Consider the following 23,610-nt stretch of genomic DNA (forward strand, 5'->3'; position numbering starts at 1 on the left):
GGCCGGCGCCGTTCGGTCGGCGCGGGGCCGCCGTCCCCGGCTCGAAGTCGTGGGTGCCGTGGCGGCCGTCCGGGGTCGCGAGCGATGCCGGGCCGGCCCCCGGGTCGCGGCGCGGCGGGTGCGGCGCGGGGACCCCCGGTTCGGGGTCGGAGCCGTTGGGCCGGCGGGCGCGCCGGCCACCCGGCGCACCGGCACCCGGGCCAGGCTCGCGGCGGAGTGGGCGCATGGCGGCGGCGCCCGGTTCGTGGGCGGCGTCATGGGCGCCGTGGTCGTGGCCGCTGTGGCGACCGTTGGCGGGGCCGAGCGGGGGCCGGGCGGAGTCGCGCAGGTCGTGGATCTCGTAAGGCGGCCGGGCGGGCTCGCTCAGGCGCCGGGGGGCGGCCGGTGCACCCCCGCCGGGCCGCCCGGGCGCCGTCGGGGGCGCTAGCGAACCCTCGGGCGGCGGCGCGGACACGGGACCGGTGCGCCCCACACCGCCGGACACCTGCCCGGCGAAGCGGGCGCCACCGGGGTGACCCGTGGGCGGTGGGGTCGCCTGGTCGCCGTACCGGCCCGGCGGCGGGGTGGCGGTACGGGAACCCGTCGCGCCGGCCCGACCCGCGGGCCCGTCAGGGCGACCCGGCATCGCGTCGGTGGGCTCGGGGCCGAAGCCGCTGGTGGACGCCGGACCGTGGCCGTTGCCGTACGGGGAGGCATCGGACGCCGGCGCGGGCGCGGGACCCCGGGCGCGCCTACGACCCGCCGCGGGCGGGTCGTAGGGCGGTGACGCTGGGCTGGCGGGGCGGCTACTGGGCGGTGGGGCATAGCGCTCCGCGGCCGGCCGACGCGGCGCCGCGGCGGATCGGGGCGAGGCGCCGGGTGGGGGCGCGGCCGGTGGCGGGGCGAATCCGGGCGAGGTGCCGGGTGGGGGCGCGGCCGGCGGCAGGGCCGATCGGGGCGAGGTGCCCGGCCGGGGAGCGGCCGATGGCGGGGGAGTGGCGGCGGGTCGCGGCGGGCTCTCGTACGGGTGGGGGGCGGCGCTCACCCCGCCCGGCGCGTATCCCACCTCGGTGGAGTGCCGCCCGGCCGGCGGCGCCTGCCCCAGCCGGCTGTGCCGCCCACTGCCGGCCGGGCCGGGGTCGCGGGCCGGGCCGGGCTCGGGCGGGTAGTCGGGCCCTCCGGTGGGGCGGATGATCGGTTGGTTGGCGGTGGCGAAGCCGTTCCACGGCTTCGCGCGGGTGGCCGATTCGGCGCGGCGCACGTCGTCGTCCGCCTGGTCGGTGATGGCGTCAGCCCCGGCGCGGCGAGGTGCGGGCTCGCGCCGGGGCGGGGGATTCCACCCGCCCGGACCGGATTCCTGGCCGTACGCCATGTCGCACAGGGTAACCGACTACCGGCCCCCGCCCCACATCCTCGCCCCCGCCAAAATGGACTCCCGCGATCCCGGGCAGAATGCGGTGGGTGACCGGGGAGCACTACTTCACCGCGGTACCGGGGGCACCGGAACGCCGCCGGGAGATCGGGTTCAGTATCGACGGTAGAGAATATCGGCTGGCCGCTGCGGCCGGCGTGTTCTCCGGCGACCGGCTCGATCCGGGGACCGCGGTGCTGTTACGGAAAGTGGCGCAGCCGGCCCCGGACGAGGCGGGGACGCTGCTGGACCTGGGCTGTGGATACGGCCCCATCGCGGTGGTACTGGCGGACCGGGCGCCCAGCGCGACCGTCTACGCGGTCGACGTCAACACCCGGGCGCTGGAGCTGGTGCGGGAGAACGCGGCCGGACGGCGCGTCCGGGCCGCCCGGCCGGACGAGGTACCGGAAGAAGTGACGTTTTCCCAGATCTGGAGCAATCCGCCGATCCGGGTCGGCAAGGCGGACCTGCACGACCTGCTCGGCCGGTGGCTGCCGCGCCTCGCGCCCGGCGGGGTCGCCTGGCTGGTGGTCGCCCGGCACCTCGGCGGCGACTCGCTCCAGCGGTGGCTGACCGACGCCGGGTGGAGCGTCGCCCGGCACGCCAGCCAGAAGGGCTACCGGATCCTGCGGGTGGGCCGCGAGAGCGGCTGAAAAACCCGGCGACGGCGCCCCCGGAGGTCGGGGAGCATGGTGCCCGTGGGTTACGTAGACGTCGCCGGGGTCGGGTTCACGCTGCCGGACGGACGCCGGCTGTTCGGCGACGTGTCGTTCCGGGTCGGCGAGGGCGCCAAGGTGGCGCTGGTGGGTCCGAACGGCGCCGGCAAGACCACGCTCCTGCGGATGGTGGCCGGCGACGCGCCGACGCCCGAGGGTGCGATCGCGCGCTCCGGTGGGCTGGGCGTGATGCGGCAGTTCATCGGCATGATCGGCGACGAGACCACGCTCACCGGCCTGGCGCTGTCGCTCGCACCGCCCCGGCTGCGCGCGGCCGGGGATCGGCTGGCCAGGGCGGAGGCGGCGCTGCACGCCGCCGAGGGCTACGGTTCGCAGTCCGCCGCCGCGCACAAGGCGCAGATCGCGTACGCGGACGCGCTGACCGCCTGGGGCGAGGCCGGCGGGTACGACGCCGAGGTGCAGTTCGACACGGTGTCCACGCTGGTGCTGGAGCTGCCCTGGGAGAAGACCCGGGACCGGCCGGTGCGCACCCTCTCGGGCGGCCAGCAGAAGCGGTTCGCGCTGGAGTTGCTGCTCCAGGGCCCGGACGAGGTGCTGCTGCTCGACGAGCCGGACAACTTCCTGGACGTGCCGGCGAAGCGCTGGCTGGAGAGCCGGCTGCGGGAGTCCCGTAAGTCCGTGCTGTACGTCTCCCACGACCGGGAACTGCTGGCCCGCACCGCCGATCGGGTGGTGGCCGTGGAGGGCGGTTCGGCGTGGGTCCACCCGGGTGGTTTCGCCTCGTGGCACGAGGCGCGGGTGGCCCGGCACGAGCGGCTGGAGGAGAACCGGCGGCGCTGGGACGAGGAGCGCGAGAAGCTGCGCCAGCAGATGCTGATGTACAAGCAGAAGGCGGCGTACAACTCGGACATGGCCTCGCGGTACCAGGCCGCGCTGACCCGGCTGCGCAAGTTCGAGGAGGCCGGGCCGCCGCCGCTGCCGCCCCGCGACCAGGAGATCAAGATGCGGCTGCGCGGCGGCCGCACCGGCAAGCGCGCGGTGATCTGCGAGGGGCTGGAACTTGACGGCCTGACCTACCCGTTCGACCTGGAGATCTGGTACGGGGACCGGGTGGCCGTGCTCGGCGCCAACGGCACCGGCAAGTCGCACTTCCTGCGGCTGATGGCGCGGGGCGGCACCGACCCCGACCCGGCGAGCCTGCCGGTGGACAGCGGCCTGCGGCTGGCCCCGGTGGCGCACGACGGCGTGGCGCGGCTCGGCGCCCGGGTCCGGCCGGGCCACTTCTCGCAGACCCACGACCGGCCGGACCTGCGGGACCGCGCGCTGGTGGAGATCCTCTGGCGGGGCGACGAGCACCGCAGCGGGCTGGACCGGGCCGGCGCGATGAAGGCGCTCAACCGGTACGAACTGGCCGGCCAGGGCGACCAGCGGTTCGGCACGCTCTCCGGCGGGCAGCAGGCGCGCTTCCTGGTCCTGCTGCTGGAGCTGTCCGGGGCGACCCTGCTGCTGCTCGACGAGCCGACCGACAACCTGGACCTGGCCTCGGCGGAGGCGCTCGAGGAGGGGCTGAAGGGGTTCGAGGGCACGGTGCTGGCGGTCACCCACGACCGGTGGTTCACCCGCTCCTTCGACCGGTTCGTGCTGTTCCGGGGCGACGGCGAGGTGGTCGAGACCCCCGAGCCGGTGTGGGACGTCCGCTGACCGGGTCGGTTTCCGGCCGGTTCACCCGCTGGGCCTGCCCGCCTACGCCAACGCGGGTGACGTCGTGGGCGGGTGTCGCCCGGCCCGCGTGTTCCCTTCCGTAACGCCTGCGAAACAACGTACTCATCAGTTGGGAATTGGACTCCGGCCCGGGCCGGGTGGTCGGTAGCCTCGCCTGCATGAGGATCGGCATCGTTGGCGCCACCGGCCAGGTCGGCGGCGTCACACTCCGCGTGCTCGCGGAGCGGGGATTCCCGGTGGAGCGGTTGCGGCTGTTCGCGTCGGCCCGGTCGGCCGGCCGGACGATCGACTGGCAGGGTGCGCCGGTCACGGTGGAGGACGCGGCCACGGCCGATTTCTCCCGGCTGGACATCGTGCTGTTCTCCGCCGGCAAGCAGACCGCCAAGCAGCTCGCGCCGCGGGTCGCCGCGTCCGGCGCCGTGGTGATCGACAACTCGTCCGCGTGGCGGATGGACCCGGACGTGCCGCTGGTGGTGGCCGAGGTCAACCCCGGCGCGCTGGCGCACCGACCGCGCGGGATCGTCGCCAACCCCAACTGCACCACGATGGCGGCCATGCCGGTCCTCAGGCCGCTACACGTCGAGGCCGGGCTGGTCAGCATGGTGACCGCCACGTACCAGGCGGTTTCCGGGGCCGGGCTGTCCGGGGTGGCGGAGCTGGACGACCAGGCCCGCAAGGTGGTGGACCGGGCCCGTGAGCTGGCCTTCGACGGGTCGGCGGTGGAGTTCCCGCCGCATCACAAGTTCGCCCGGCCGATCGCGTTCAACGTGCTGCCGCTGGCCGGCTCGATCGTCGACGACGGCTCGTACGAGACCGACGAGGAGCAGAAGCTCCGGCACGAGAGCCGCAAGATCCTGGGCATTCCGCAGTTGAAGGTCTCCGGTACCTGCGTGCGGGTGCCCGTGTTCACCGGCCACTCGCTGCAGATCAACGCCCGCTTCGCCCGCCCGGTCACCGTGGAGCGGGCCCGCGAACTGCTCGCCGAGGCGCCGGGCGTGGCGCTGTCGGACGTGCCCACGCCGCTGCAGGCGGCCGGGCAGGACCCGACCTACGTCGGCCGCATCCGCCGGGACGAGACCGTGGAGAACGGCCTGGCGTTCTTCTGCTCGAACGACAACCTGCGCAAGGGCGCGGCGCTCAACGCCGTCCAGCTCGCCGAGCTGGTGGCGGCAGAGCTGACCGGGGCGGGCGAGCCGGACGACGAGTGAGGCGGCGGCGACGGCGGACCGCCAGCGCGGCCGCCGTCGCCGCCAGCACCCCCGCGGAGGTGACCAGCCCCAGGTCGCCGTACTGCCGGTAGGCCTGCCCGGCCGCGGCGCCGGCCGCCGTGTAGCAGCAGGCCCACACGGCGGCGCCCACGCCGGACCAGAGGGCGAACCGGCGTGCGGGCATTCGGACCGTGCCGGCGACCAGCGGCGCCACCGCGTGCACCACGGCCACGAACCGGGCCGGCACGAGCGCCCGGGCACCCCGCCCGTGCAGGTACCGCTCGGCCGTGGCCCAGTGCCGGTCACCGACCCGGCGCCCGAGCCGGCCCGTGCGTAGCCGCTCGCCGGCCGCCCGGCCGATCGCGTAGCCGCCCAACTCGCCGAGCCAGGTGCCGACCGCCGCCGCCAGCAGTACCAGGGCCAGGTGGCGGCCGCCGGTCGTGGCCGCCGTCGTGGCGGCCAGCAGCACGACCAGGTCGCCGGGGAGGACCAGGCCGAGCAGGGCCGTCGCCTCCAGTGCCGCCATGCCGCCGGCCGCGGCCGCGAGCACCGGCGGGTCCAGTTCGGCCAGCGTCCGCAGGACGGGCTCCGCCACTCCGGTGATCACGCCATCACCCCCCGAGATCTTCAGCGTCGACCGGGCGGGTCCGGTCCACCATCCCGCTAACCCCCCGAAAGGGTGCCGTCCGGACCTTGATCAGCGGTTGACGATGGACGGCGGGTAGCCGTACGGTGACTGACGCAACCACGGGAGCCCGGGGACCGGGCTGAGAGGGGGGCTGCTGCCCCCGACCGTCGAACCTGATCCGGGTAATGCCGGCGCAGGGAGGAGTCGCCATGCCCGCTCTGGGGCGTCTGCACCTCGTCACCGACGCGCTGCCCGTCGTGCGCGCCGCCCTCTCCGCCGGTACGCCGGTGGTGCAGGTGCGGGTGGACGACGGCACGACCGACCGGGAGGCGTACGGGCTGACCCGCCGGATCCTCGACCTGTGCCGCCGGCACGGCGCCACCTGCCTGGTCAACGACCGGGTGGACGTGGCCCTGGCGGCCGGCGCGGACGGGGTGCACGTCGGCGCCGAGGACCTGCCGGTCGAGGTGGCCCGCCGGCTGCTCGGCCCGGCCGCGGTGCTCGGCGCCACCGCGCGTACCCCCGCGGCGGCCCGCGCGGCGGTCGCGGCCGGCGCCACGTACCTCGGGGTGGGTCCGGCCTACCCCACCTCGACCAAGACCGGCCTGCCGGCGCCGTTGGGGCCGGCGGGGGTGGCCGCGGTGGCCGCCGCGGTCCCGGCGGTACCCGTGATCGCGATCGGCGGGGTGACCGCAGGCCGGGTCGGTGACCTGCTGGCGGCCGGCGCGTACGGGGTGGCCGTGGTCGGCGCGGTGTCCGCCGCCGCCGATCCGGGCCGCGCCGCGGTGGCGCTGCTCGCCGCCCTCCCGCCGCCATCGCCCGAGCCCGCCGCGGCCGGGGCGGGGCCGGCATGACCGGGCGGGGCGACGTCGCGATCGTCGGTGCCGGACCGATCGGCCTGGCCGTCGCCTGGCGCTGCGTCCAGCGTGGCCGGCGGGTGACCGTGCTGGATCCGGCGCCCGGCTCCGGCGCCTCGTCGGTCGCGGCCGGGATGCTGTCGCCGGTCTCCGAGTCGTACTTCGGCGAGCGGGAGCTGACCGCGCTGCTCGTCGACTCCGCCGCCCGGTGGCCCGCCTTCGCGGCGGAACTCGGCGAGGCGGCGGGCGTGGATGTCGGGTACCGCGCCGAGGGCACCCTCGTCGTCGCCCTCACCGCGGACGACCTGGCCGCCGTCGACCGGCTGCGGGGGTACCAGGCGGGCCTGGGGCTGCCGATCGAGCCGCTGGTCGGCAGCGCGCTGCGGGAGCGCGAACCGCTGCTCGCCCCGGGGGTGCGCGGTGGCGCCCACGCGCCGACGGACCACCAGGTGGACCCGCGCCGGCTGGTACCGGCCCTGCGCCGGGCGGCCGTAGCGGCGGGCGTGACGATCCGGGCCGGCGCGGTCACCGATCTGTCCACCGTGGATTCCGAGACGGTCGTGGTCGCCGCGGGCTGCGGTACCGCCGCGCTGACGGGGCTGCCGATCCGGCCGGTCAAGGGGCAGGTGCTCCGGCTGGCGGCGCCGGGCGGCGAGCCCGGGTTCCGGCACGTGATCCGCGGGCACGCCGACGGGTCCAGCGTCTACCTGGTACCCCGGCGCGGCGGCGAGGTGGTGGTCGGCGCCACCGAGGAGGAGCGCGCGGACGCCCAGGTGACCGCCGGCGCGGTTCGGGACCTGCTGCGCGCCGCCACCGACCTGGTCCCGGACCTGGCGGAGTACGCGCTGGTGGAGACCGGCGTGGGGCACCGGCCCGGCACACCGGACAACGCGCCGGTCATCGGCCCGCTGCCCGGGCGCCCCGGCGTGATCGTGGCCGCCGGGCACCACCGGCACGGGATCGTGCTCACCCCGGTCACGGCCGACCTGGTCGTCGACCTGATCGAGGGCGGCGCGGCGCCATCGCCGTTCACGCCCGACCGGTTCGCGGAGGCGGTGCGAGGATGACCATCACGATCAACGGGGTCCGGGCCACGGTGGACGAGGGTGCCCGCGTGACCGACGCGGTCGGCAGGGTGCTCGCCGACCCGGCCCGGCGCGGCGTCGCGGTGGCGGTCAACGGCGAGGTGGTGCCGCGTTCCGCCTGGTCCACCACCGGCCTGTCGCCCGGCGACCGGGTCGAGGTGCTGACCGCCGCGCAGGGTGGCTGAGATGGACCGACTGGTCATCGCGGGGGAGTCCTTCGGCAGCCGGCTCATTCTCGGGACGGGCGGCGCCGCGAGCCTGCACGCGTTGGCGGCGGCGATCGACGCGTCCGGCGCCGAGATGGTGACCGTCGCGCTGCGCCGGGTCGGTACCGAGGGAACCCCGGGCGGCCTGCTGGACCTGCTGGCACGGCGGGGGCTGCGGCTGCTGCCGAACACGGCGGGCTGCTTCACGGCGGCCGAGGCGATCCGCACGGCGCACCTGGCGCGGGAGGCGTTCGGCACCTCGTGGGTCAAGCTGGAGGTGATCGGCGACGAGCGCACCCTGCTGCCGGACGGGGTCGAACTGGTCCGCGCGGCGGAGCGCCTGGTCGCCGACGGCTTCACGGTGCTGCCCTACAGCAGCGACGACCCCGCTCTGGCCCGCCGCCTGGCGCACGCCGGCTGCGCGGCGGTCATGCCGGCGGGCGCCCCGATCGGCTCCGGGCTCGGCATCCTCAACCCGCACCACATCGGACTCATCCAGCAGGCGGTCGCCGTACCGGTCATCCTGGACGCGGGCGTGGGCACCGCGTCGGACGCCGCGCTGGCGATGGAGCTGGGCTGCGACGGGGTCATGCTGGCGACCGCGGTGACCCGCGCAGCGGAGCCGGCCCGGATGGCGGAGGCGATGCGGCACGCCGTGATCGCCGGCCGGCTCGCCGCCCGCGCGGGCCGGATACCCCGCCGCTCGCACGCGCTCGCGTCCACTCCGGACGAGGGGCGGGCGCTGCTGTGACGGCGGGCGGCGCACCGGGGCGCGACCGGGCGGACGACGCCGGGGTGCCGCGGTTTCTCCTGCTCACCGACCGGCGGTCCGCCCGCCGTCCGGTTGAGGACGTGGTCCGCGCGGCGATCGACGGCGGGGCGCGGCACGTGCTGCTCCGCGAGCGCGACCTGCCCCGCCCGCGGCGGCTGGCCCTGGCCGGGCGGCTGCGTGCCCTGCTCGCGGCGGCGGGCGGCCGGCTGATCGTCGCCGGGCCGGACCCGCTGGACGGCGACGCGATCCACCTGCCCGCCGCCGGCCCGTACCCGCCGCCGCGGCTGGGACTGGTCGGCCGCTCCTGCCACGGCACCGCCGAACTGGGCCGGCTCACCACCGAGGACTTCGCGACCCTCTCGCCGGTGTTCCCGACCGCCGCCAAACCCGGGTACGGGCCGCCGCTGGGTACCGCCGGGCTCCGCACGCTGGTAGCGGCCGCGCCGGGGCCCGTCCTGGCGCTGGGCGGCATCACCACCGCCGACGAGGTGGCGGCCTGCCGCGCGGCGGGCGCCGCCGGGGTGGCGGTGATGGGCGCCGTCATGCGGGCGGCCGATCCCGCGGGTCTGGTGGCGGCCCTTGTCTCGGCGGCCGGTGTGCCGGCGGCCGGTGTGACAAAGTCCGTCGTGCGCCGTACCGCGCCTGCTACGGCTGTAGCCAGAGACAGGGAGGACGCATGACACCACCGGTGGTATTGACGATCGCGGGCTCCGACTCGGGTGGCGGCGCCGGGGTCCAGGCGGACCTGAAGGTGTTTGCCGCGCTGCGCGCGTACGGGGCCTCGGTCATCACGGCCGTGACCGCGCAGAACACCCGCGACATACTGGACGTCTACCAGCTTCCGGGCAACGTCGTCGGCACCCAGTTGGCCGCGGTCCTGGAGGATCTGCCCCCGGCCGCGACCAAGGTCGGGATGCTGGGCAGCGCCGAGGTGGCCGGCGTGGTGGCCGCCAAGGCCCGCGCGGGCGCCCTGCCCAACCTCGTCGTGGACCCGGTCCTCACCGCCACGACCGGCAGCCGGCTCGGTGTGACCAGCGCCGTCGAGCGGCTGCTCCCGCTGGCGCTCGTCGCGACACCCAATGTGGACGAGGCGTCGGCGCTGGTCGGCTGGCGCATCGACACCCCGACCGACATGGCCGGCGCCGCCGCGCAACTGGCCTCCAACGGCCCCAAGTACGTGGTGGTGACCGGCGGCGACCTGCCCGGCGAGGAGTCCGTGGACGCCGTCTGGGCCGACCAGGGCGCCCGGTTCCTGCGCGCACCCCGGGTGCGCACCCGCAACGCCCACGGCTCCGGCTGCTCGTTCTCGGCAGCGGTCGCCGTGCGACTGGCCCTCGGCGATCCCGCCCTCGCCGCGATCGACTACGCGAAGGAGTACGTCACCCGGGCGATCACCGGCGCGGCCGACTGGAAGCTCGGCGCCGGCAACGGCCCGCTGGACCACTTCGGCTGGTCCGGCGGGATGACCTGAGAGGAGTGGCTGTGCGACGCAAGGTCTACGTCTCCGACCTGAGGGTGCCGTTCGCCGAGGTGGAGCTGTCCGGGGGGCAGCCGCCGGTACGGCTGTACGACACGTCCGGCCCCGGCGGCGACCCGGCCGCCGGCCTGCCACCCCGCCGGGGCGAGTGGATCGCCGCCCGCGGCGACGTCGCGCCCGCCCGCGGCGCCGGCACCCCGCTGGCCGGGCACCGGCCCACCCAGCTCGCCTACGCCCGCGCCGGGATCATCACCGCGGAGATGGAGTTCGCCGCCATCCGCGAGGGCGTGGCGCCCGACCTGGTCCGCGACGAGGTGGCCGCCGGCCGGGCCGTGCTGCCGGCGAACGTCAACCATCCGGAGTCGGAGCCGATGGTGATCGGCCAGCGCTTCCTGGTGAAGGTGAACGCGAACATCGGCACCTCCGCCGTCTCCTCCTCAGTCGCCGAGGAGGTGGAGAAGCTCACCTGGGCCACCCGCTGGGGCGCCGACACCGTGATGGACCTGTCCACCGGCAAGCGGATCGCCGAGACCCGCGAGGCGGTCATCCGCAACTCCCCGGTACCGGTCGGGACCGTGCCGATCTACGAGGCCCTGGAGCGGGTCGGCGGCGACCCGGTGAAGCTGTCCTGGCCGGTGTACCGGGACACCGTCATCGACCAGGCGGAGCAGGGGGTCGACTACATGACCGTGCACGCCGGCGTGCTCCTGCGGTACGTGCCGATGGCGGTGCGCCGGGTCACCGGGATCGTCTCCCGGGGCGGCTCGATCATGGCCGCCTGGTGTCTGGCGCACCACGAGGAGAACTTCCTCTACACGAACTTCGCCGAACTGGCCGAGATCCTCGCCCGGTACGACGTGACGTTCTCGCTCGGCGACGGCCTGCGTCCCGGCTCCATCGCGGACGCCAACGACGAGGCCCAGTTCGCGGAGTTGCGCACGCTCGGCGAACTGACCCGGATCGCCCGGGAGCGGGGCGCGCAGGTGATGGTCGAGGGCCCCGGCCACGTGCCGATGCACAAGATCAAGGAGAACGTGGACCTTCAGCAGGAGTGGTGCGACGGGGCGCCGTTCTACACCCTCGGCCCGCTGACCACCGACATCGCCCCCGCCTACGACCACATCACCTCGGCGATCGGCGCCGCGATGATCGCCATGCACGGCACCGCGATGCTCTGCTACGTCACCCCGAAGGAGCACCTCGGCCTGCCGGACCGGGACGACGTGAAGGCCGGCGTGGTCGCGTACAAGATCGCGGCGCACGCGGCGGACCTGGCCAAGGGGCACCCGGGCGCCCAGGCGTGGGACGACGCGCTGTCCAGGGCCCGGTTCGAGTTCCGCTGGGCGGACCAGTTCGCCCTGGCCCTGGACCCGGAGACGGCGCGCGCCTACCACGACGAGACCCTGCCCGCGGCGCCCGCCAAGACCGCGCACTTCTGCTCGATGTGCGGCCCCAAGTTCTGCTCGATGAAGATCAGCCAGGACCTGCGGGAGTACGCCGAGCGCGGCATGGGCGAGAAGTCGGCCGAGTTCCTCGCCGCCGGTGGCCAGGTCTACCTGCCGCTGGCGTAGCGGCGGCGGGGTTTGGCCGGTCGGGGTTTGGCCGGTCGAGGGCCTATTTGTTGCCGAGTCCGCTGACCCAGTCCACGTACTCCTCGTCCCGGGCGTGGGCCTTGCCCCCGGCGGTGGCGGGCTTGGGCTGCTTCTTCGGCGGCTTCGCGGCGCCGTCGCGGCCCCGTCGCCGCTTCGGCTCCTCGGCCGGCCCGGCCGACTGCGACGCCGGCCCGGCCGACTGCGACGCCTGCGCGCCGGACCCCGACGCCTGCGCGCCGGACCGCGCGGCCTCCGACCGCGATGCCTCGGGCCGCGAGCCAGCCGCCGGGGTCTCGGACCGTGCGGCCGTCCGGGTGGCGGAACGTGCGGCCGGTGGCGTTACGGGCGGCTGAGCCGTGGCCTGCGGAGCCCGAGCGGGCGAGGTCTGGGCCTGCGGAGCCGGAGCGGGCGGGGTCTGGGCTGGCGGGGTCTGGGCCTTCGGGGTCTGGGCCTTCGGGGTCTGGGCCTTCGGGGTTTGGGCCTTCGGGGTCTGGGTCGACGGGGTCTGGGCATGCCGAGCCTTGGCCCGCCGGCCCTGGGCCTTCGGATCCTGGGCCGACCGGGAGGCCGCCGGGGAGGTGGGTGCCGGCGCGGGCGCGGCGGCCGTGCCCGACTGCGGCGACCACTCGAACGACGGGCCGCTCGCGCTGCCCGGGCCGCGTGCGTCGCCGGGGGTGGCCGGGTGACCGGCGAACGTGTCGGTGAGACCGGACCACCGGTCGCCGGGAGTGTCCACTATGGGCGCGGTCGGGTGGGTCGGCGACGCGCTCGCGGCCAGCGCCGCGCCGAGCGAAACCCGGCCAGGGAGGTCGCCGGTCGAGGGCGCGTCCGCCGTCCCGCGCCCGGACCCGCTTGAGTCGGCGGGCTCGGCCGGCGCCGCTTCACCGTCCACTGAGGAGGCCACGGGGGTCGAGGAGGAGGTTGCGGTCGACGGTTCCGGGGTGGCATCGGCCCGGCGCAGGACGGCGGGCAGGATCGAGCCCAGCACGCCGGCGGCGACCCCGATCAGGGCTCCCCAGTACGGCGCGGCCTGGGTCTTCGCGCCGCCGCCGCCCGGCCCGGCGATCACGTACGCGAGCGCGAGCAGCACCGGGCCGGCCAGCCCGGTGAGCGCGCCCGCGGTGGCGCTTCGACCCCGGGCGCGGGCCGCCGCGCCGACCGCCACCCCCGTGAGCAGGGCGATCACCGGGATGCCGACGAGCGCGAGCCGCTGGGTGGTACCGGCGGGGATGCCGGCGGCGTCGAGGACGCCGAGACGGATGTGCGGCAGCGGGTCGCCGGGGCCGAGCGAGGGCGCCGTGGAGGCCAGCGCGAGCAGCCAGGTGGCCCCGGTGACCAGGCCGGCACCCAACCGGGCCCCGGCCTTGCCGAGCGTCAACGCGACGAACATCGTGCCGGCGGCGGCGCCGCACAGCGCCGTGATGCCGGTGACCAGGACCGGGTCGATGGTGGCGTACAGCTGCGCGCCGCGCGCCGGCAGCATGGTGAGCGGCGCGACCACCGCGGAACCCACGCCCGCCGCGGCCGCGAGCGCGATCCGTAGACCGGAGCCCGCGGTCAGTCCCCGGCCCGTGGCGACCCGCCGCGCGGCGTACCCGCCGATGAGCGCGGCGACCATGGTGATCCAGGCGATCCAGGTGAGTTGGGAGTTCCACTCGTCCGGCGCGGACGCCTCGAACTGCCGCGCGAGTTGGACGATCCCCAGCCCGTAGGCGACGCCCAGTTGGCCGGCGCCGGCGAGGGCCGCCGCACCCAGCGCGGTGAGCAGCGCGCTGCCCCAGGCCGGCAGGGTCGACCGGGGCGGCCCGGACGGGCTGCGTTTAGCCATGCGGGGCAGGTTACGGCCCGGCCCCGGGCGAAGGCCAGATTGCTTAAGAGTCCCCTAAGGCCGATCCCGGCGCTGAGCCTGCCCAGTGCTGAGCCTGCCCAGTGCTGAGCGTGACCCTGGCGGAACTGCCGGCGTCACTCTGGCCCGGGTGGCGACGGCGGCGTAGGCTGCTCAGGATCCGGGAATTCTGTCTCAAAATCTAGGAGGTCGCGATGACCGCGCCGGGCGTGTTCGACGCCGCCGCCGGCACGTACGACCAGGCCCGGCGGCGCCTGGTGCCGTGCTTCGACGACTTCTACGGCACGGCGGTCGACCTCGCGGTCCCGCCGCTGCGCGCGGCCGCCGCGGCGGGGCGCACGCCGCGGGTGCTGGACCTCGGCGCGGGTACCGGGCTCGTCTCCGTCCTGGTGGGCACAGCGGTACCGGGCGCGCGCGTCACCCTGCTGGACGGCGCCCCGGCCATGCTGGCGGTCGCCGTCGGCCACCTGAGCGCCCGCGGGATCGACCACGAGATCCACGTCGCCGACCTCTGCGACCCGCTGCCGCCCGGCCCGTACGACGCGGTCGTCTCCGCCCTGGCGATCCACCACCTCGACGACGCCGGCAAGCGGGATCTGTACCGCCGGGTGCGCGAGGCGCTGGTACCCGGCGGGGTGTTCGTGAACGCCGAGCAGGTGGCCGGGCCGACCCCGGCGCTGGACCGGCGGTACCACGAGGTCTGGCTCGCGCAGATCGGCGCGCGCGGCTCCGACGCCGCGGAGATCGCGGCCGCCCGGGAGCGGATGTCCCACGACCGCCCCGCGCCCGTGCGGGCGCAGTGCGACTGGCTGCGCGACCTCGGGTACGCCGAGGTCGACACCGTGTTCAAGGCGTGGCGGTTCGCCGTCTTCACCGGCACCAACCCGTCGGCATGAGGGCCGGTACCACCCCCGGCGGAATGACGATCAGTCATACCGTCGGTATGGTTGGCGGCATGACCGCCAAGGTGACGCTCTCCTTCTCGGACGAGACGATCGCGGAGGCGCGCAGGTTTGCCCGCCGGGAGGGGCTCTCCCTGTCCGCGTGGATGGACCGCGCGGCCCGGGAGAAGGCGCTGCGCGAACTGTTCGGCGCGCACGCCGACGCGGTCCGCCGGGCGGCCGCCCACGCGAACCTGGACCTGGAGGCCGACGCGCTCGCCGACGAGCGGGAGGCGGCGATGGTGCACCGGGCCATGTTCGGGGAGCACGGTGCTGCGTAGGGGCGAGGTCTGGCGCATCGAGGGCGCCCGCGAACGGCTCGGCCTGATCATCTCATCGGACGTCTACAACGGCACCGCCGTGCCGATCGCCGTGGTCGCCGAGGTCGTGGACGAGCAGTTGCTGCGGGATTCGCCGCTGGCCGTGCCGATGGGCGACTACGTGATCATGCCGGACCGGCTCTCCTCACCGATGAAGAAGTGGTTCACCGAGTGCGTGGACGTGGTCGACTCCACCACCATGGTCAAGGTCTCGCGGGCCCTGCGGATCATCCAGGATCTCGGCTGAGACCCCGTTTTGCCGCCGCCCCGGCGGGCGAGTATCGTTGTCTGCTGTTGTGCGACAGTCGAGGGCGTAGCAAAGCCGCTTGACCGATGCGCGCCCCCAGACCGACGACGAGACAAGGTAGACCTGTGCGTACGTACAGCCCTAAGCCGGGTGAGATCGAGCGGCAGTGGCACGTCATCGACGCTTCCGACGTCGTGCTGGGCCGGCTCGCCACCCACGCCGCCACGCTGCTGCGCGGCAAGCACAAGCCGACGTTCGCCCCGCACGTGGACACCGGTGACTTCGTCATCGTCATCAACGCCGGGAAGGTCGCGCTGACCGGGAACAAGCGGCACACCAAGGTCGCGTACCGGCACTCCGGCTACCCGGGCGGCCTCAAGCAGGTCGGGTACGACGAGCTGCTGACCAAGCGCCCCGAGCGCGCGGTGGAGCTGGCCGTCAAGGGCATGCTCCCGCACAACCGGCTGGGCCGGAAGCTGATCAAGAAGCTCAAGGTCTACCCCGGCGCCGAGCACCCGCACGCGGCGCAGCAGCCGGTGCCGTTCGAGATCAAGCAGATCGCGCAGTGAGCGCGGGCGAAGGAACTAGCAGCATGACCGACACTTCCGTCACTGTGCCCTCGGCTGTCGCCGTCGCCGAGCCGCCCGCGGCGCCCGCCTCGGCGCCGGTCCGGGTGCCCCGCGGGGACCGCCCGATCCAGACCGTCGGCCGCCGCAAGGAGGCCATCGTCCGGGTGCGCATCGTCCCCGGCACCGGCACCGTTACCTGCAACGGGCGCCAGCTGGAGGCGTACTTCCCGAGCAAGGTGCACCAGCAGCTGATCAAGGAGCCGCTGGTCACCGCCGAGAAGGCCGAGTCCTTTGACGTGATCGCAAACCTGCGCGGCGGCGGCATCACCGGCCAGGCCGGCGCGCTCCGCCTGGCCATCGCCCGGGCCCTGGTCGCCAACGACACCGAGGACCGCCCGGCGCTGAAGAAGGCCGGCTTCCTCACCCGGGACGCCCGGGTCAAGGAGAGCAAGAAGTATGGCCTCAAGAAGGCCCGTAAGGCTCCGCAGTACTCCAAGCGCTGAATGTGCCGACGGCCGGGTACGCACCTCCCCATGGGGGTGCGTGGCCCGGCCGGCGCGCGTCGCCCCTCGATACGGCGTCTAGGAGGACAGCCATGGGTCGGCTCTTCGGCACCGACGGGGTGCGCGGTCTGGCGAATGCCGACCTCACGCCGGAGTTGGCGCTCACGGTCGCGGTCGCGGCCGCGCACACGCTCGCTGAACAGGACCACAGCCACCCGCCGGTGGCGATCGTGGGTCGCGACCCGCGGGCCAGCGGCGAGATGCTGGAGGCCGCCGTCGTGGCGGGCCTGGCCAGCGCGGGCGCGACGGTCGTGCGGGTGGGCGTGCTGCCCACCCCCGCCGTGGCGTACCTGGTCGCCGAGACCAAGGCAGACCTGGGCGTGATGCTCTCCGCCTCGCACAACCCGATGCCCGACAACGGCATCAAACTGTTCGCCCCGGGTGGGCACAAGCTCCCCGACGACGTGGAACTGGCCATCGAGGCGGCCGTGGCGGCCGGCGGAGCCGGGTGGCGGCGCCCGACCGGCGCGGCGATCGGCCGGGTGCACGACCTGCTGGACGGCGCGGACCACTACGTGCGCCACCTGGTCGACTCCGCGCCGCACCGGCTCGACGGGCTGAAGGTCGTGGTGGACTGCGCGAACGGTGCCGCGTCCGGGGTCGCCCCCGAGGCGTACCGGCAGGCCGGCGCCGAGGTCATCGCGATCCACGCCGAACCGGACGGGTTGAACATCAACGACGACTGCGGCTCCACCCACCTGGAGAGCCTGCGCGCGGCGGTCCGGGAGCACGGTGCCGCCCTGGGCGTCGCCCACGACGGGGACGCCGACCGCTGCCTGGCGATCGACGCCACCGGCGCGGAGGTGGACGGCGACCAGCTCATGGCGATCCTGGCGGTGGCGATGCGGGAGGCCGGCGCGCTGACCGCGGACACCCTGGTCGCCACGGTGATGAGCAACCTGGGGCTGCGCCTGGCGATGGCCCGGGAGGGCATCCGGCTGGTCGAGACGAAGGTCGGCGACCGGTACGTGCTGGAGGAGTTGCGCGCCTCGGCGCTGGCGCTGGGCGGCGAGCAGAGCGGCCACCTGGTGCTGCCCGCGTACGCGACCACCGGCGACGGCGTCCTCACCGCCCTGCACGTCATGGCCCGGATGGCGGCCACCGGCCGGTCCCTGGCCGACCTGGCCGGGGTGATGACCAAGCTGCCCCAGGTGCTGATCAACGTCCGGGTGGGCGACCGGACCGTCGCCGCCTCGGTCCCGGAGGTGCTGGCCGTCGCCGAGGCGGCCGAGGCCGAACTGGGTGAGAAAGGCCGGGTGCTGCTGCGCCCGTCCGGGACGGAGCCGCTGGTGCGGGTGATGGTGGAGGCGGGCAGCGAGGACGCCGCTCGCGCCGTCGCCGAGCGCCTCGCCGACGCGGTCCGCGCCGCCAGCCCCGCCACCTGACGGGCGCTCCCGCCGGACCGGGTGCACCCAGCCCGGCGGGTCAGTCGCTTGCGGTCCGGCTCCGGGGAGCCGACCGGGACCGCTACGACTTCGCGTAGCCGCGCAGCCGGTCGGCGGCCTCGGCGAGCACCTCCGGCCGCTTGCAGAACGCGAACCGCACCAGCCGGCGGCCGGCGTCCGCGTCGTCGTAGAACACCTGCGTCGGCACCGCCACCACGCCGCACCGCTCCGGCAGCGACCGGCAGAACTCCACCCCGTCCGTGCCGCCGAGCGGGGTGATGTCCGCCGTCACGAAGTAGGTGCCCTCCGGGCGCAGCACCCCGAAGCCGGCGTCCGCGAGGCCGCTCAGGAGCTGGTCCCGCCGCGCCTGGAGGCCGTCGCGGAACGCGGTGTAGTAGTCGTCGCCCAGGCCGAGCGCCACGGCCACCGCCGGCTGCAACGGCGCGCCGTTGACGTAGGTGAGGAACTGCTTGACCCGGGTCACGGCGGAGACCAGCGGCGCCGGCCCGCTCGCCCAGCCGATCTTCCAGCCGGTACAGGAGAAGGTCTTGCCGGCGGACGAGATGCGCACGGTGCGCTCGCGCATGCCGGGCAGCGTGGCCAGCGGCAGGTGCGGCGTGGCCGCGTCGGTGAAGATCAGGTGCTCGTACACCTCGTCGGTCACCGCGTACGCGTCGAACTCCTGACACAACCGCGCGACCAGCGCCAGTTCCTCCCGGGTGAACACCTTGCCGGTCGGGTTGTGGGGCGAGTTGACCAGCACGAGGCGGGTACGCGGGCCGAACGCGGCGCGCAGGGCCGCCGGATCGAACTGGTACCGCCCCTCCGGGCCGGGATACAGGGTCACCGGGCGGCGCACGGCGCCCGCCAGCGCGATCGAGGCGGCGTACGAGTCGTAGTACGGCTCGAAGCAGACCACCTCGTCGCCGGGCTCGCAGAGCGCCAGGATCGCGGCGGCGACCGCCTCGGTCGCGCCGGCCGTGATCAGCACCTCGCCGTCCGGGTCGTACTCCAGCCCCCAGAACCGGCGCTGGTGGGCGGCGACCGCGGCGCGCAGCTCCGGAATGCCCGGACCCGGCGGGTACTGGTTGCGGCCGCCGCGCAGCGCCTCGGCCGCCGCGGCCAGCATCTGCGCCGGCCCGTCCGTGTCCGGGAAGCCCTGCCCCAGGTTCACCGCGCCGGTGCGCACCGCCAGCGCCGACATCTCCGCGAAGATGGTGGTGCCGAACGGGCGCATCCGGCGCACCAGTGGATCGGTCAAGGCGGCTTACTCCACGATCCCGGAGCAGCTCACCACGCCCTGGCTCTCCTTGCTGCGGATCTCCTTGCCGTCCGCCGAGACCTTGCAGCCCAGCGTCTTGTTCTCGCCGAGCTGGAGCACGACCAGGCTGGCGAAGAAGAAGTCGTTCGCCGCGGTGACCTCCTTGCTCCACGGCAGGGTGACCTTCTCCTGCTTGATGTGCCCATCGCTGCCGGCGTAGGTGACGGTGGCCTCGCCGCTGCCGGTCACCTCGTACCGGACGGTCTTGCCGCTGCCCGTGCCGCTGCCGCCGCCGGACTCCGTGCCCGGTCCCCCGGTCGGCAGGTCGAACGTGGGCGGCGCGGTCGGCAGCGACTCGAGCGTGTCCTTGGCCTGTTTGAACCAGAGGTAGCCGGCGCCGACGCAGCCGAGGCAGAGCACCAGCACCACACCGACCACGATCGAGATGATCATCGGGGCCTTGGACTTCTTCGGCGGCTGGACACCCGGCGCCCCCGGCACCGGCGGGTACCCGGGCTGCGCGCCGTACTCGGGTGTGGGCGGGTAGCCCGGCGGTGGGGCGTACGACGGCGCGCCCTGGCCCGGCTGGTACCCGGGCGGTGGCGGCGCGGCCTGCGGGTCGTACGGAGGCGGGGGAGCGGCCTGCGGGTCGTACGGCGGCGGCGCCGGGGGCACCGACTGCGGTGGCTGCCCGTACGGCATCGTCGGCGGCTCCTGCCCCTGGCCGGGCTGCGCCGGCGGCTGGTAGGGCGAGGAGGGCTGGTACGGAGCGGGTGGCTGGTACGGCGCGTTCGGGTCGTTCTGGTTCGGCTGGTTCGGGTCGAACGGGGGCGGCGGCGGGTACGACATGGGTGGTTTCCTCCCCGGAAACAACAGCGGGCCCGTGCTCCGGGCGCGCCGATCAAAGTAGCGCGTGCCGGCCAGGCGGTGGGCTCCCCGTCCAGCCCCCGGACGCCCCACCGGCACCCACTGTCGCGAAGGCGACGCACCGCCCCGGGCGAATCGCGCACCAACTTTGATTGAAAGGGCGGTTTCCGAACACGTGCACTGAGCGAAACTGGGTTAGGCTGCGGGCCATGTGCGGAATAGTGGGCTATGTCGGCGGGCGGCCGGCACTGGGCATCGTGCTGGACGGACTGCGGCGGCTGGAGTACCGCGGCTACGACTCGGCCGGCGTCGCGGTCATCGGCGACGGTGAGCTGCGCACCCTGAAGAAGGCCGGCAAGCTCGGCAACCTGGAGAAGGCCCTCGGCGAGACGGCCGCCGGCGACACCGAGGCGATCCGCACCGGCGCCACCGCCATCGGGCACACCCGGTGGGCCACCCACGGCGGGCCGACCGACCGCAACGCGCACCCCCACCTGTCCGCCGATGGCCGGGTCGCCGTCATCCACAACGGCATCATCGAGAACTTCGCCAAGCTGCGCGCCGAGATCGAGGCGTGCGGTGTGGAGTTCGCCAGCGACACCGACACCGAGTGCGTGGCGCACCTGCTCGCCGCGGCCTGGGCCGACCTGGACGGCGAGCCCGACCCGGGCCGGCGCCTCGCGGCGGCCATGCGGCGCACCGCCAGCCGGCTCGAGGGCGCCTTCACGCTGCTCGCCGTCTCGACCGACGCGCCCGGCGCGGTCGTCGGCGCCCGGCGCAACTCCCCGCTCGTGGTGGGCCGCGGCGCCGGCGAGAACTACCTCGCCAGCGACGTGGCCGCGTTCATCGAGCACACCCGGGACGCGGTCGAACTGGGCCAGGACCAGGTCGTGCTGATCACGCCGGAGGCCATCGAGATCACCGACTTCCGCGGCGCCGAGGCGGCCGGCAAGGACTTCCACATCGACTGGGACGCCTCCGCCGCCGAAAAGGGCGGCTACGACTACTTCATGCTCAAGGAGATCGCCGAGCAGCCGCAGGCGATGGCCGACACGCTGCGCGGCCGGCTCGGCGAGACCGGCGAGATCCTGCTGGACGAGGTCCGCCTCAGCGACCAGGACCTGCGCGACGTCGACAAGGTCTTCATCGTCGCCTGCGGTACCGCGTACCACGCCGGCCTGGTCGCCAAGTACGCCATCGAGCACTGGACCCGCGTCCCGTGCGAGGTCGAGTTGGCCAGCGAGTTCCGCTACCGCGACCCGGTGCTGGACCGGTCCACCCTGGTCGTGGCGATCAGCCAGTCCGGCGAGACGATGGACACCCTGATGGCGCTGCGCCACGCGAAGGAGCAGAAGGCCCGGGTGCTGGCCATCTGCAACACCAACGGGTCGACCATCCCGCGCGAGTCCGACGCGGTGCTCTACACCCACGGCGGGCCCGAGGTGGCGGTCGCGTCCACCAAGGCGTTCATCACCCAACTCGTCGCCTGCTACCTGGTCGGCCTGCACCTGGCCCAGGTGCGCGGCATCAAGTACGCGGACGAGGTGGCGGCGGTGGTCCACCAGTTGCGCGCCACCCCGGCGGCCGTGGAGACGGTCCTGGACCGGATGGAGCCGGTCCGCGAACTCGCCCGCGACCTGGCCGCCAGCCGCACGGTGCTGTTCATCGGCCGGCACGTCGGCTACCCGGTCGCCCTGGAGGGTGCCCTCAAGCTCAAGGAACTGGCCTACATGCACGCCGAGGGCTTCGCCGCCGGCGAGCTGAAGCACGGGCCGATCGCCCTGATCGACCAGGGCTGCCCGGTCGTCTGCATCGTCCCCTCGCCCGCCGGCCGGGGGGTCCTGCACGACAAGATCGTGTCGAACATCCAGGAGGTCCGCGCCCGGGGTGCCCGCACGATCGTCATCGCCGAGGAGGGCGACGCCGCGGTCGAGCGGTACGCCGACCACCTGATCCGGGTGCCCAGGACGCCGACCCTGCTCGCCCCGCTGGTCACCGCCGTGCCGCTCCAGGTGCTCGCCTGCGAGATCGCCGCCGCCCGCGGCCACGACGTGGACCAGCCCCGCAACCTCGCCAAGTCCGTCACGGTCGAGTAGGACGTTCCGGCCGGTACGGTGAGCGGGTGATCGTGGCTGTCGGCATCGATGTCGTGCCGGTCGAGCGGTTCGGCCGGGCGCTGGCGCGCACGCCCCCGCTGGCGGACCGGCTGTTCACCGAGGGCGAGCGGTTCACCCCGTCGGGAAGCCCGCGGTCGGTGGAGTCGCTGGCGGCGCGGTTCGCGGCGAAGGAGGCGGTCGCCAAGTCGCTGGGCGCGCCGGGCGGGCTGCACTGGCACGACTGCGAGATCGTGGCGGACCCGGACGGCCGGCCCTGGCTGGCCGTGTCGGGGACGGTCGCGGCGGCCGCCGCGGAGCGCGGGGTCATCCACTGGCACCTATCGCTGTCCCATGACGGCGGCATCGCCTCCGCTGTGGTCGTCGCCGAGCGGTGACGGGCGCCCAGCGGTACCACAACAACGGGGAGGGTGGGCCTGTGCGCGGCGCTTGGCGGGCGGCGGATGTGCGGGCGGCCGAGGAGGCCCTGATGGCCACCCTGCCGCCGGGAATTCTGATGCAGCGGGCGGCGGCCGGGTTGGCCCGGCGGTGCGCGCTGCTGCTCCAGGACGGCGGCGGCGTCTACGGCGCCACGGTGCTGCTGCTCGTCGGCGCCGGCAACAACGGCGGGGACGCCCTGTACGCGGGCGCCCGGCTCGCTGAACGCGGTGCGTCGGTACTGGCGCACCTGCTGGCCCCCGAGCGGGTCCACCTGGAGGGCCTGGCGGCGTTGCGCCGCGCCGGCGGCCGGGTCGTGCGGGAGGTTCCACCCGCCGCGGACCTGGTGGTCGACGGCATCGTCGGGATCGGCGGCTCCGGTGGCCTGCGCGATCCGGCAGCCGCCGCGGTGGAGCGGGTCGCCGCGCTGGGGGCGCCGGTCGTGGCGGTGGACGTGCCGAGCGGCGTCGCCGTGGACACCGGCGACCTGCCCGGCGTGGCGGTGCGCGCGGACGTGACCGTGACGTTCGGCTGCCTCAAGCCGGCACTGGTGGTGGGCCCGGCGGCGCCGCACGCGGGCCAGGTGGAACTGGTCGACATCGGCCTGGAACCGTGGCTGCGCGGTGCGCCGGCGGTGCGGGTGCCGGAGGCGGCGGACGTCGCGGCGTGGTGGCCGACCCCGGGCGCCGGTTCGGAGAAGTACAGCCGGGGCGTGGTCGGGGTGGCGACCGGCTCCGCGACCTACCCCGGAGCCGGGGTGCTGTCCGTCGGCGGGGCGCTCGCCGGCCCGGCGGGCATGGTCCGGTACGCGGGCGGGGCGAGGGAGCACGTGCTCGCCAGCCACCCGTCCGCGGTCGCCGTCGAGCGGGTCGCCGAGGCCGGACGGGTGCAGGCGTGGGTCTGCGGCTCCGGGATCGGCACCGACGAGCAGGCCGCCGCCGCGGTCCGGACCGTGCTGTCCAGTTCGCTGCCCGTCGTGCTGGACGCGGACGCGATCAGCCTGCTGGTGGACGGGTCGATGGCCGAGGTGCTGCGCCGGCAGGCGCCGATCGTGCTGACCCCGCACGACCGGGAGTTCGCCCGGTTGGCGGGGGAGGCGCCGGGCGCGGACCGGGTCGCGGCCGCGCTGCGCCTCGCCGCCTGGGTCAACGCCGTGGTGCTGCTCAAGGGGGACCGGACCGTCGTGGCGACGCCGGATGGGCGGGCGTGGGCGAACCCGACCGGCACGCCCGCGCTGGCCACCGGCGGCACCGGTGACGTGCTCGCCGGCCTGCTCGGCTCGCTGCTCGCCGCCGGCCTGGAGCCCGAGCGCGCCGCCGTCGCCGCCGCGTACGCGCACGGCCTGGCCGGGCGGGAGGCGGCCCGGTCGGGCCCGGTCTCCGCGGCCGACGTGGCCGCCGCCCTGCGCCCCACGATCGCCGCGCTCGTCGGACCGCGGCGGCTGGGTCGCTAGCCCCACCGGTACT

23 protein-coding genes, 1 pseudogene and 1 riboswitch are annotated in these 23,610 nt (G+C 75.2%); of the genes and pseudogenes, 19 read left to right on the forward strand and 5 right to left on the reverse strand.

Annotation, left to right across the window (positions count from 1 at the left end):
• Positions 1-1,351 (reverse strand): annotated as a pseudogene (locus tag KJS59_RS11085) (hypothetical protein); the annotation flags it as partial.
• A gap of 89 nt (positions 1,352-1,440) precedes the next feature.
• On the opposite strand from KJS59_RS11085, the gene KJS59_RS11090 reads away from it, so the two are divergent.
• The 3 genes from KJS59_RS11090 to KJS59_RS11100 all read left to right on the forward strand — a co-directional run bounded on the left by KJS59_RS11090 (position 1,441) and on the right by KJS59_RS11100 (position 4,997).
• Positions 1,441-2,043: a class I SAM-dependent methyltransferase gene (locus KJS59_RS11090; protein ID WP_213452750.1), complete on the forward strand. Its 603-nt coding sequence runs from the start codon at positions 1,441-1,443 to the stop codon at positions 2,041-2,043.
• A 45-nt stretch (positions 2,044-2,088) separates the two neighbouring features.
• Complete coding sequence (locus KJS59_RS11095) at positions 2,089-3,768, forward strand: ABC-F family ATP-binding cassette domain-containing protein (protein WP_213452751.1); 1,680 nt, start codon at positions 2,089-2,091, stop codon at positions 3,766-3,768.
• Positions 3,769-3,947: 179 nt separating this feature from the next.
• Positions 3,948-4,997, forward strand: coding sequence for an aspartate-semialdehyde dehydrogenase (locus KJS59_RS11100; RefSeq protein ID WP_213452752.1), 1,050 nt, complete (start codon positions 3,948-3,950; stop codon positions 4,995-4,997).
• On the opposite strand, the gene KJS59_RS11105 is transcribed toward KJS59_RS11100, so the two are convergent.
• Entirely contained in the window at positions 4,927-5,604 is a 678-nt protein-coding gene (locus KJS59_RS11105; RefSeq protein WP_213452753.1) for a DedA family protein, read from the reverse strand. The two genes, KJS59_RS11100 and KJS59_RS11105, sit on opposite strands and share 71 nt — an antisense overlap.
• 130 nt (positions 5,605-5,734) lie before the next feature.
• A riboswitch (TPP riboswitch) is annotated at positions 5,735-5,844 on the forward strand.
• On the opposite strand from KJS59_RS11105, the gene thiE reads away from it, so the two are divergent.
• The 7 genes from thiE to thiC all read left to right on the forward strand — a co-directional run bounded on the left by thiE (position 5,835) and on the right by thiC (position 11,593).
• Positions 5,835-6,479, forward strand: coding sequence for a thiamine phosphate synthase (gene thiE / locus KJS59_RS11110; protein ID WP_213452754.1), 645 nt, complete (start codon positions 5,835-5,837; stop codon positions 6,477-6,479). It overlaps the preceding riboswitch by 10 nt.
• Positions 6,476-7,549: a glycine oxidase ThiO gene (thiO, locus tag KJS59_RS11115; protein ID WP_213452755.1), complete on the forward strand. Its 1,074-nt coding sequence runs from the start codon at positions 6,476-6,478 to the stop codon at positions 7,547-7,549. The genes thiE and thiO overlap by 4 nt, the downstream gene beginning before the upstream one ends.
• Positions 7,546-7,752, forward strand: a complete 207-nt coding sequence (gene thiS / locus KJS59_RS11120; RefSeq protein ID WP_213452756.1) for a sulfur carrier protein ThiS — start codon at positions 7,546-7,548, stop codon at positions 7,750-7,752. Before thiO ends, thiS begins: the two co-directional genes overlap by 4 nt.
• A gap of 1 nt (position 7,753) precedes the next feature.
• On the forward strand, positions 7,754-8,524 hold the full coding sequence (locus tag KJS59_RS11125; protein WP_213452757.1) for a thiazole synthase: 771 nt from the start codon (positions 7,754-7,756) through the stop codon (positions 8,522-8,524).
• Positions 8,525-8,568: 44 nt separating this feature from the next.
• Positions 8,569-9,225 (forward strand): thiamine phosphate synthase, encoded by a 657-nt coding sequence (locus tag KJS59_RS11130; protein WP_213452758.1) that lies wholly within the window; start codon positions 8,569-8,571, stop codon positions 9,223-9,225.
• A complete protein-coding gene (gene thiD / locus KJS59_RS11135; RefSeq protein WP_213452759.1) occupies positions 9,222-10,016 on the forward strand; it encodes a bifunctional hydroxymethylpyrimidine kinase/phosphomethylpyrimidine kinase in 795 nt (264 codons plus the stop codon). Before KJS59_RS11130 ends, thiD begins: the two co-directional genes overlap by 4 nt.
• Before the next feature lie 5 nt (positions 10,017-10,021).
• Positions 10,022-11,593, forward strand: coding sequence for a phosphomethylpyrimidine synthase ThiC (gene thiC, locus KJS59_RS11140; protein ID WP_213452760.1), 1,572 nt, complete (start codon positions 10,022-10,024; stop codon positions 11,591-11,593).
• Between the two features lie 43 nt (positions 11,594-11,636).
• Here the strand turns inward: thiC and KJS59_RS11145 are convergent, their stop codons facing one another.
• The gene (locus tag KJS59_RS11145) at positions 11,637-13,442 is read right to left on the reverse strand and encodes a hypothetical protein (protein ID WP_213452761.1); all 1,806 of its coding nucleotides are present in this window, start codon (positions 13,440-13,442) and stop codon (positions 11,637-11,639) included.
• Between the two features lie 212 nt (positions 13,443-13,654).
• Here KJS59_RS11145 and KJS59_RS11150 point away from each other — a divergent pair, with 212 nt between their 5' ends.
• The 6 genes from KJS59_RS11150 to glmM all read left to right on the forward strand — a co-directional run bounded on the left by KJS59_RS11150 (position 13,655) and on the right by glmM (position 17,485).
• Positions 13,655-14,356: a class I SAM-dependent methyltransferase gene (locus tag KJS59_RS11150; protein ID WP_213452762.1), complete on the forward strand. Its 702-nt coding sequence runs from the start codon at positions 13,655-13,657 to the stop codon at positions 14,354-14,356.
• A 59-nt stretch (positions 14,357-14,415) separates the two neighbouring features.
• Positions 14,416-14,682 carry a hypothetical protein gene (locus KJS59_RS11155; protein ID WP_213452763.1) on the forward strand — a complete coding sequence of 89 codons (267 nt, stop codon included), beginning with the start codon at positions 14,416-14,418 and terminating at the stop codon, positions 14,680-14,682.
• A complete protein-coding gene (locus KJS59_RS11160; RefSeq protein ID WP_213452764.1) occupies positions 14,672-14,968 on the forward strand; it encodes a hypothetical protein in 297 nt (98 codons plus the stop codon). Before KJS59_RS11155 ends, KJS59_RS11160 begins: the two co-directional genes overlap by 11 nt.
• A gap of 125 nt (positions 14,969-15,093) precedes the next feature.
• Positions 15,094-15,537 (forward strand): 50S ribosomal protein L13, encoded by a 444-nt coding sequence (rplM, locus tag KJS59_RS11165; RefSeq protein ID WP_213452765.1) that lies wholly within the window; start codon positions 15,094-15,096, stop codon positions 15,535-15,537.
• A gap of 23 nt (positions 15,538-15,560) precedes the next feature.
• The gene (gene rpsI / locus KJS59_RS11170) at positions 15,561-16,040 is read left to right on the forward strand and encodes a 30S ribosomal protein S9 (protein WP_213452766.1); all 480 of its coding nucleotides are present in this window, start codon (positions 15,561-15,563) and stop codon (positions 16,038-16,040) included.
• A 92-nt stretch (positions 16,041-16,132) separates the two neighbouring features.
• The gene (glmM, locus tag KJS59_RS11175; protein WP_213452767.1) at positions 16,133-17,485 is read left to right on the forward strand and encodes a phosphoglucosamine mutase; all 1,353 of its coding nucleotides are present in this window, start codon (positions 16,133-16,135) and stop codon (positions 17,483-17,485) included.
• 82 nt (positions 17,486-17,567) lie between these two features.
• On the opposite strand, the gene KJS59_RS11180 is transcribed toward glmM, so the two are convergent.
• Both KJS59_RS11180 and KJS59_RS11185 read right to left on the reverse strand, forming a co-directional pair.
• Entirely contained in the window at positions 17,568-18,746 is a 1,179-nt protein-coding gene (locus KJS59_RS11180; RefSeq protein WP_283775769.1) for a pyridoxal phosphate-dependent aminotransferase, read from the reverse strand.
• Positions 18,747-18,752: 6 nt separating this feature from the next.
• Positions 18,753-19,595 carry an MmpS family transport accessory protein gene (locus tag KJS59_RS11185; RefSeq protein ID WP_213452768.1) on the reverse strand — a complete coding sequence of 281 codons (843 nt, stop codon included), beginning with the start codon at positions 19,593-19,595 and terminating at the stop codon, positions 18,753-18,755.
• A 227-nt stretch (positions 19,596-19,822) separates the two neighbouring features.
• Between KJS59_RS11185 and glmS the strand changes: the two genes are divergently transcribed.
• Genes glmS through KJS59_RS11200 form a run of 3 tightly spaced genes read left to right on the forward strand, consistent with a single transcriptional unit; the run spans position 19,823 to position 23,597 of the window.
• On the forward strand, positions 19,823-21,709 hold the full coding sequence (glmS, locus tag KJS59_RS11190) for a glutamine--fructose-6-phosphate transaminase (isomerizing) (RefSeq protein WP_213452769.1): 1,887 nt from the start codon (positions 19,823-19,825) through the stop codon (positions 21,707-21,709).
• Positions 21,710-21,735: 26 nt separating this feature from the next.
• Positions 21,736-22,104, forward strand: coding sequence for a holo-ACP synthase (locus KJS59_RS11195; RefSeq protein ID WP_213452770.1), 369 nt, complete (start codon positions 21,736-21,738; stop codon positions 22,102-22,104).
• Positions 22,105-22,145: 41 nt separating this feature from the next.
• Positions 22,146-23,597 carry an NAD(P)H-hydrate dehydratase gene (locus KJS59_RS11200; RefSeq protein WP_213452771.1) on the forward strand — a complete coding sequence of 484 codons (1,452 nt, stop codon included), beginning with the start codon at positions 22,146-22,148 and terminating at the stop codon, positions 23,595-23,597.
• The last annotated feature ends 13 nt before the right edge of the window (positions 23,598-23,610 follow it).

Origin of the sequence: Rhizomonospora bruguierae, assembly GCF_018397995.1 — a bacterium.
GTDB classification, from domain to species: domain Bacteria; phylum Actinomycetota; class Actinomycetes; order Mycobacteriales; family Micromonosporaceae; genus Rhizomonospora; species Rhizomonospora bruguierae.

What these genes read in the sequence shown, in the direction of transcription:
- thiO (WP_213452755.1), top strand. Translation starts at nt 6,476, where the DNA reads ATGACCGGGCGGGGCGACGTCGCGATCGTCGGTGCCGGACCGATCGGC.
- thiD (WP_213452759.1), top strand. Translation starts at nt 9,222, where the DNA reads ATGACACCACCGGTGGTATTGACGATCGCGGGCTCCGACTCGGGTGGC.
- KJS59_RS11185 (WP_213452768.1), bottom strand. Translation starts at nt 19,595, where the DNA reads ATGTCGTACCCGCCGCCGCCCCCGTTCGACCCGAACCAGCCGAACCAG.
- KJS59_RS11155 (WP_213452763.1), top strand. Translation starts at nt 14,416, where the DNA reads ATGACCGCCAAGGTGACGCTCTCCTTCTCGGACGAGACGATCGCGGAG.
- KJS59_RS11125 (WP_213452757.1), top strand. Translation starts at nt 7,754, where the DNA reads ATGGACCGACTGGTCATCGCGGGGGAGTCCTTCGGCAGCCGGCTCATT.
- glmS (WP_213452769.1), top strand. Translation starts at nt 19,823, where the DNA reads ATGTGCGGAATAGTGGGCTATGTCGGCGGGCGGCCGGCACTGGGCATC.
- rpsI (WP_213452766.1), top strand. Translation starts at nt 15,561, where the DNA reads ATGACCGACACTTCCGTCACTGTGCCCTCGGCTGTCGCCGTCGCCGAG.
- KJS59_RS11100 (WP_213452752.1), top strand. Translation starts at nt 3,948, where the DNA reads ATGAGGATCGGCATCGTTGGCGCCACCGGCCAGGTCGGCGGCGTCACA.
- glmM (WP_213452767.1), top strand. Translation starts at nt 16,133, where the DNA reads ATGGGTCGGCTCTTCGGCACCGACGGGGTGCGCGGTCTGGCGAATGCC.
- thiE (WP_213452754.1), top strand. Translation starts at nt 5,835, where the DNA reads ATGCCCGCTCTGGGGCGTCTGCACCTCGTCACCGACGCGCTGCCCGTC.
- thiS (WP_213452756.1), top strand. Translation starts at nt 7,546, where the DNA reads ATGACCATCACGATCAACGGGGTCCGGGCCACGGTGGACGAGGGTGCC.
- KJS59_RS11150 (WP_213452762.1), top strand. Translation starts at nt 13,655, where the DNA reads ATGACCGCGCCGGGCGTGTTCGACGCCGCCGCCGGCACGTACGACCAG.
- KJS59_RS11145 (WP_213452761.1), bottom strand. Translation starts at nt 13,442, where the DNA reads ATGGCTAAACGCAGCCCGTCCGGGCCGCCCCGGTCGACCCTGCCGGCC.